Here is a 7,257-nt window from a genome sequence, read left to right as displayed (position 1 = left end):
GCCGACCCTGTATGTGGACGGGGTGGCGGTGCCGGCGACCTACGATCCGGTGACCGGCACGCTCACGCCCAACAGCCCGTTGGCCGATGGTCCGCACAGCATCACCTACACCTTGACCAACGGCCTGGGCACCGAAAGCCCGGCCAGCCCGGCGCTGGTGTTGACGGTCGATGCCACACCGCCGCCGGCCGGTACGCTGACACTCAGCAACTTCACCGACAGCGGCACGTTCTCCAACGACTTCGTCAGCAACGACAACACGTTCGATCTGGCGGTAGCAGGCGTGGAAGCGGGCGCGACCGTGACGTATGAAGTGTCCACCAATGGCGGCGGGACCTGGTCGCCCACGACCAGCACACAGAGTGCCCTTGCCGATGGCAGCTACCAGTTCCGCGTGGTGCTGACCGATGCCGCGGGCAACAGCTCCACCTCCAACACGGTCAGCGTGACCGTGGATACGGTGGCGCCAGCCGCGCCGACGGTGGCCACGGTCACCACGCTGACCGGCACCGCCGAACCCAACAGCGTCATCAATCTCTACAACGCTGGCGGGACCCTGATCCACACCACCACGGCCAATGGCAGCGGGAACTGGAGCGTGCCGTCGGCGGTCACCGCCATGCCGGGGCCGGACGCGGCGACCGTCGGCACCGTCACCGACAACGCCACCTTTCGGCTGTCGAGCGTGTATGCCGTGGGCTCGGCCAATGTGGGCGGCACCACGTACGTGATCGGCGCCAGCCTGGAGAATGGCATCAGCGCCTTCCGGCTCCAGGCCGACGGCTCGCTGACCCAGACCGGCCTGCCTGCGTCCGCGAACCAGGGCCCCCTGGCCGACGTAGGCGGGTTGGAAACGCTTGCCACCATCACCACCACCAGCGGGGACACGTTCGTCTACGTGGGAGGTGGGCTCACGGGTGTGCGCTGGTTCGAGCTGGGCGCCGACGGCAGCCTCACCCCGGGCGGTTACCAGGGCAACGCGAGTGGATCGCATCTGTTCGACATGGAGGCGATGACCACCCTCACGGTCAATGGCGTCGACTACCTGGTGACCAGCGCCATATCCGGCACGACCGGCGTGGACCTGTGGCAGATCAATCCCACCACCGGTGCGCTGACCTTCCGCGGCGGCGTGCTGGACAACGCCACCCTGTTCATCGACGACCTGCGCGGCATGGATGTGGCCAGGCTGGCGACCGGCGAACAGTACATCGTCGCCAGCGGCGGCAATGGCGGGGTGAGCGTGTTCCGGGTGGATCCGATCACGCAGACCCTGGTCAACACCTTCAACGTGGCCGACAACGCCACGCTGCGGGTGAACCTGGTGGACTTCGTGACCACGTACACCACCCATGGCGGCACCTTCGCCTATGTCGGCGGGCAGGACGGCGGATTCAGCGTATTCCGCGTCAATGCGGACGGCACCCTGACCAACATCCAGAACTTCGTCAGCGGAAACTATGTGGACGTAAATGGGACCAGCCAAACCGTGACGCTCACCGATCTTCGCGGTGCGGACGTCAGCGAGGTCAACAGCACCCTGGTGGTGGGTTCCAATGGCTCGGCCACCAACTACTACTTCCGCATCGATCGCGACACGGGCCTGGTGACGTTCAGCGATCGGCAGACGGGGGTTCCCGGTCTGCAGGCCGTCAACGCCACCGAGGAAGGGAACATCATCACGGGCCATTCCAGCTCGCTGACCGCCTCGGTCATCACCGGTGGCGAAGCGTTCGAGGGCAGCCTGACCGCCACCGACCTGGCGGGCAACGTCAGCGGCGCGACGACGTTGGGTGCGGGGGGCGTGTCCGGCTTCTCCGCCATGTTCGCCGGCGCGTCGCAGGCCCTGCTGGCCGACGAGTCCGATGCCACGACCTCGGCGGCATTGCCCATGGGAGGGAGCGATCCCTTGTACCGTGACACCGGGGGCGACATGTTCAGCCTGTTCGACGCTCCGGCCGACCGCCTGCTGTACGACGGTCTGGACCGGTATGAGCCGATGATGTTCGGAGTGACCGGTGGAGCGGGCGGTTTCGGTGGTTTCGGCGGTCTGGCCGACAGCGGCCGCGGCCAGCTGGGCGACATCACCGAACTGCTGACCGGCTTCCCGGCGGACGGTGTCCGGTCGCTTCCGTTCGTCGATGGGGCCTTGTCGGGCCATGTCGATACGGCCGTCGCCAGCGTGCTGCCCGCCAGCATGGTGCCGCCGGTGTTCGGCGGGTCTGGCGGCGGGTCTGGCGGCGGGCTGTCGACGATCCACGCGACGACCTTGACGGATCCGGGGGCGATGATGGAGGCGGAACTCTTCATGGTGCGTCACCAGGCCGGTGCCTGATGGCGCCGGGGCTCTGTCCATCCGGGCAGGGTCCCGGACCGGGCATCGCCACCGCGCCAGGGAGGGCGCGGCCGCACAGGCTTCCAACGCAGCCCATGATGCGCGCATGCTGCACAGAAGATGCGACAGCGCCGTATCCCGGGCCGCACCCATGACGAGTGACACCCACGTGCGATCATCCGGACAACCGCCGCGCCAGGCGGGGCGAATCCTGCTGGCGGTACTGACAATTTTGGCTGCGATGCAGACGGCGGTGGCGGCCGATGCGTCCGCGGCTCCGCAAGCCGTCGACGGGATCGATCTGCCCACCGCCGTGCGCGCCATGCGCTCGTCCCATCCCTCGATCAGGCAGGCGGGCTTCCTGGTGGAGCAGCGCGAGTCGGAGGAGCGAGCGCTGCAAGCCGATCGCTGGCCCGTGGTGGAGTATTCGTTGAGGCCGGGATTCGATCCCGAGAGCAATCGGGACGCGAATCTCCAGATGAACCTCAGCCTGCAGGTGCCGGTGTACGACTTCGGAATGGGACGCGCCCACCGGAGCGCGGCCGAACAGCGCACGGCGCGTTTCCGCCATCTGGCTGTCGACAGCGAGGAAAGGGCCGCCGCCGAGCTGAGCGGCGAGTTCTTCGAGCACGCGATGTGGTCCTCGGCCGGTGAGGTGGCCGGCCAGCATCTGGAGACGCTGGAAGACGTCAGGCGCAAGATCGAGATGCGGGTGTCGGCCGGGCTGGCCGATGTCTCCGATCTGCAGCGCGCCGAGGTGTCCATCCAGCGTGCGCAGCTGCAACAGCAGCAGGTGATCGCGCGCCGGGCGATGGCGGCCGACCGCATCCGGCTGCTGGTGGGTCGTGACGTGCAGCCCGTCGGCTCGCTGGAAGACGGCGAGCGACGCCTGCAAACGGACGTCTCCCTCGCCGCGGTGGACGATTCGCCCAGCGTGGCGGCCGCGGAAGCCGAGTGGCGCGCAGCCCGTCATGACGTGGAGGCGGCCCGTGCCGCGCGTTTTCCGGCGATCAGTGTGGGCGTTGCCCACAACAGCTACTTCCTGCCCGACGGAACCGACGGACGCTCAGGCTCGGAGATCGTCAACAGCACGCAGTACGGCGTGTTCCTCTCGGGCAGGATGTCGCTGGGCGGGGGTGCCCGCCATCGCGTGCAGGCCGCCCGCGCCGCCAGTCTGGCCGCCCAGTCCAGTTACGACACCGAGATCATGAGGCAGCGCCTGGCCATGCGGGCGCTGTCGAACGAGATGGAGGATGCGCGGGCCCGGGCAGGCAGCGCAGCCCAGCAGGTGGCGCTGCTGGAGCGGGCGCGCAACCTGTACTGGCAGGAGTACATGCTGTCCAAGCGCCGGCTGACCGATGTGTTCGAGATCGAGCGCGACATCTACATGGCCCGGGTCGATCAGCTGCGGGCCCGGGCCGATCTGCTGCGGGTCAAGGCCGAGCAGTTGGGGATCCGTGGCCGACTGGTGGATACGCTGCTGAGCCCCGGGTCCACCCGGATGGATCCATGATGACGCCCGTCCACCGCATCGCCGCGTTCAGGCTGGGAGCCGAGGCGGCCGGCGTGCCCGTATCCCTGGAAGAACTGCGGCATGCGTGCGCCGCCGCCGAAGGCATGACCGTCGACGATGCCCTGGCCGCCTACGCGCGCGATCACGGGCTCGAGATGCGCGCATCGGCCGGTTCCCGGCCCCCGGGTGCGGGCGACCTGCCGATGGTCGTGTACGGTTCCGATCGCAGCTGGGCCATCACGGCATTCGATGGCGAGGCCTATCACGCGGTGCGGTTCGACGCCGATGGCGGGCAATCGCCCGTTTCCTGGTCGGTCGACCAGTGGCCGGGGGAGGGACCTCAAGCGGGGGCTCCCGCCTTCCGCCTGCGGCACGCAGGATCGGTGCGCGAGCGCATGGCCGGGGCCCATGTGGCGCCGGGCCGGCGCGATTGGCTGCGCGACGCGTTCGCCACGCACAAGCGCGTGTTCGTGGAACTCGGGGCTGCTTCGATCTACAGCAACCTGCTGGGGATCGGGACCTCGCTGTTCGCCATGCAGGTCTGGGACCGTGTGGTTCCGGCGCAGTCCACCCACACGCTATGGGTGCTGGTCGTGGGTGTGGCCATCGCACTGGTCGCCGATCTCATGCTGAGGCAGGCGCGTGTGGCGATCACCGACCACGCCGGCCGCGAAGCGGATCTGGCACTGTCGTCGCGGTTCTTCTCCCACATGCTGGATATCCGCAACGATGCCCGGCCGCAGGCGCCGGGCACGCTGATCGCGCAACTGCGCGACCTGGAGCAGATTCGCGAGCTGCTCACGTCCACGACGCTGGGCGCGCTGCTCGACCTGCCTTTCCTGTTCGTCTTCATTTTCATCATCTGGCTGATCGGCGGGCCGCTGGTGGTCGTGCCGCTGCTCGCCCTGCCGCTGGTGGCCATTCCAGGCCTGCTGCAACAGCGCCGGCTCGCGGCCCTGTCCCGGGACGGTGCCGCGGAATCGTCGCTGCGCAACACGATGCTGATGGAGTCGGTCACGCGGGTGGAGGACATCAAGAACCTTCAGGCCCAGACCCATTTCCGGCATCGCTGGAACCAGGTCAACGATGCGTCGTCGCGGATCGGTTTGAGCCAGCGCCGGATCATGCATGGACTGTCGAACTGGAGCCAGACGGTCCAGCAGTTCGCCTACGTCGGCGTGGTGACGCTGGGGGTGTACCAGCTGTTCGACCAGCGGTTGTCCTTCGGTGCCGTGCTGGCGTGCTCCATCCTCACCAGCCGGGCGATCGCGCCCATTTCGCACATCGCCCTCCTGCTGGGGCGCCTGCAAGGGGCGCGGGTGGGGAAAGAGGGGTTGGACCGGCTGAGCGAACTGCCGACCGACCACGCGGCGCGCGACGGCCAACTGCGCGGTGCGTCGTTGCGTGGCCACTACCGCCTGGAAGCGGTGCGCTTCGCCTACGGGCCGGACATGCCGCCGGCGCTGACGGTGGACAGGCTGGTCATCTCGCCGGGCGAGCGCATCGGCGTCATCGGCAAAGTGGGCGCCGGAAAATCCACGCTGTTGAGGCTGCTGGCCGGCATGTCGGCACCGCAGACGGGGTCGGTCCTGCTCGATGGTGCGCCGATCCAGGCGTACGACGCCTTCGACCTGCGACGTTTCGTGGGGCCGGCCTTGCAGGACTCCGCGCTCTTCTTCGGAACGCTCAGGGAGAACCTGAGGATGGGTGCGCCCCAGGCTTCAGACGAACAGATCATGGAACTGCTGACGGCGCTCGGTGCCGACCGGATTCTGCTGGCGCAGCCGGCCGGCCTGAGCCTGCAGGTCCGGGAGGGCGGATTGGGCTTGTCGTTGGGGCAGCGTCAGCTCGTCCTGCTGGCGCGCACGCTGCTGCGCGACCCCCGCGTGCTGCTGCTCGACGAGCCCACGGCGTTCTTCGACGACGGCATGGAGCGGGAATTCCTGGGCCGTTTCCAACGCTGGCTGGGCGATCGCAGCCTCATCGTGTCGACCCACCGTTTTGCCGTGACATCGATCGTGGACCGCCTGCTGGTGGTCGACCAGGGGCGGATCCTCATGGACGGCCCCAAGGCCGACGTCATCGCCGCACTGGCCGGTTCCGCCAAGGCCGCCGCAGAGGGACCCACGCCATGACCACACCCGGGACGATCGACACGCCCGACCAGGGCAGGCGCGCCGCGCGTGCCACGCTGTGGCTGATCGTGGGCTCGATGACCGCGCTCATGCTGTGGGCATCGTTGACCGAGATCGACGAGGTCGCCGTCGGGCCGGGCAAGGTCGTGCCCTCCGGTCGCAGCATGCTGATCCAGACGCTCGAACCCGGCACGCTCAAGGCGTTGCGCGTACGCGAGGGCGATGTCGTCGAGCGGGGGCAGCACGTGGCGACGCTGGATCCGGTCCGTGCCGAGTCCGCGGTGGGAGAGGCCGAGGCGCGCATAGATGCGCTGCAGGCGCGCGCGGCACGCCTGGAAGCCGAGTCGCGCGGCGCCTCCAAGCTCGTTGTGCCCGAAGGGGTGACCCTGACCGAAGCGTCCCGGAGCCGGGAGCAGGCGGCGCTGACGACGAACCAGCGATCGTTCCGGGGCAATATCGCCGCGATGGAATCCGAGATCGCCCTGGCGCGGCAGGAACTGGCCACCATCGAGCCCTTTCTCGCTTCGGGAGCGACGAACTCGATCGAAGTGCTGAAGATCCGCCAGAAGATCGCCGAACTGAGCACGCGCATCAGCGCTGCCAGGAGCCAGTACTTCGTCGGCATCCGGGAAGAACTCAGTCAGACGATCGCCGAGCTGACGCCCCTGCTCGAGGTTCGGACCGGCCGTCTGGACCAGTTGCAGCGAACGATCATGCGTTCGCCGGCTCGCGGGATCGTCAACGATATCCGGATCACCACGATAGGCGGCGTGGTGCCCGCCGGCGGCGAGTTGATGGAGATCGTCCCGCTGGACGACAGCCTGCTGGTGGAAACGCGGATCAGTCCGCGCGATGTGGCCTTCATCCATCCCGCCCAGCAGGCGAACGTCAAGATCACCGCCTTCGATTCGTCCATCTACGGCGCGTTGCCCGCGGTGGTGGAACGCGTGTCGGCCGACTCGCTGCGCGACGAAACCGACCAGCGCGTCCAGTACTACCGCGTGTACGTACGGACACAGAAGGGATACGTGCAGGCCAAGAACGGCCGCCGTTATCCGATCATTCCCGGCATGGTGACGCAGACCGAGATCAGGACGGGGCGCCGTACCATCATGAGCTCCCTGCTCAAGCCCTTGAACAAGGCGGCAGAGGCCCTGCGTGAACGGTAGCATCGGCAGCACGCACCTCATCCAAGCGATTCCCGGAGGCATGTCGCCGCCGCGGGGCTGACTCCGTATCGGTTGTCGTCGGGCGCCGGGTGTCGCGGTCCCGGC

4 protein-coding genes are annotated in these 7,257 nt (G+C 68.1%); all 4 read left to right on the top strand.

From position 1 onward, the window contains the following. A partial coding sequence (locus V8246_RS15965) for an Ig-like domain-containing protein (protein WP_336190091.1) occupies positions 1-2,335 on the top strand: 2,335 nt, incomplete at its 5' end. Positions 2,336-2,486: 151 nt separating this feature from the next. After that, positions 2,487-3,848, top strand: coding sequence for a TolC family protein (locus V8246_RS15960; RefSeq protein WP_336190090.1), 1,362 nt, complete (start codon positions 2,487-2,489; stop codon positions 3,846-3,848). Beyond that, the gene (locus tag V8246_RS15955; RefSeq protein ID WP_336190089.1) at positions 3,845-5,983 is read left to right on the top strand and encodes an ATP-binding cassette domain-containing protein; all 2,139 of its coding nucleotides are present in this window, start codon (positions 3,845-3,847) and stop codon (positions 5,981-5,983) included. Before V8246_RS15960 ends, V8246_RS15955 begins: the two co-directional genes overlap by 4 nt. Continuing rightward, positions 5,980-7,152 (top strand): HlyD family efflux transporter periplasmic adaptor subunit, encoded by a 1,173-nt coding sequence (locus tag V8246_RS15950; protein ID WP_336190088.1) that lies wholly within the window; start codon positions 5,980-5,982, stop codon positions 7,150-7,152. The genes V8246_RS15955 and V8246_RS15950 overlap by 4 nt, the downstream gene beginning before the upstream one ends. The last annotated feature ends 105 nt before the right edge of the window (positions 7,153-7,257 follow it).

This window comes from Pseudoxanthomonas sp. F11 (genome assembly GCF_037046485.1).
Lineage (GTDB): Bacteria > Pseudomonadota > Gammaproteobacteria > Xanthomonadales > Xanthomonadaceae > Pseudoxanthomonas_A.
This window is presented reverse-complemented; position numbering and strand designations above follow the sequence as displayed.

Coding starts and splice junctions, on each gene's coding strand:
- V8246_RS15960 (WP_336190090.1), top strand. CDS start 2,487: ATGACGAGTGACACCCACGTGCGATCATCCGGACAACCGCCGCGCCAG.
- V8246_RS15955 (WP_336190089.1), top strand. CDS start 3,845: ATGATGACGCCCGTCCACCGCATCGCCGCGTTCAGGCTGGGAGCCGAG.
- V8246_RS15950 (WP_336190088.1), top strand. CDS start 5,980: ATGACCACACCCGGGACGATCGACACGCCCGACCAGGGCAGGCGCGCC.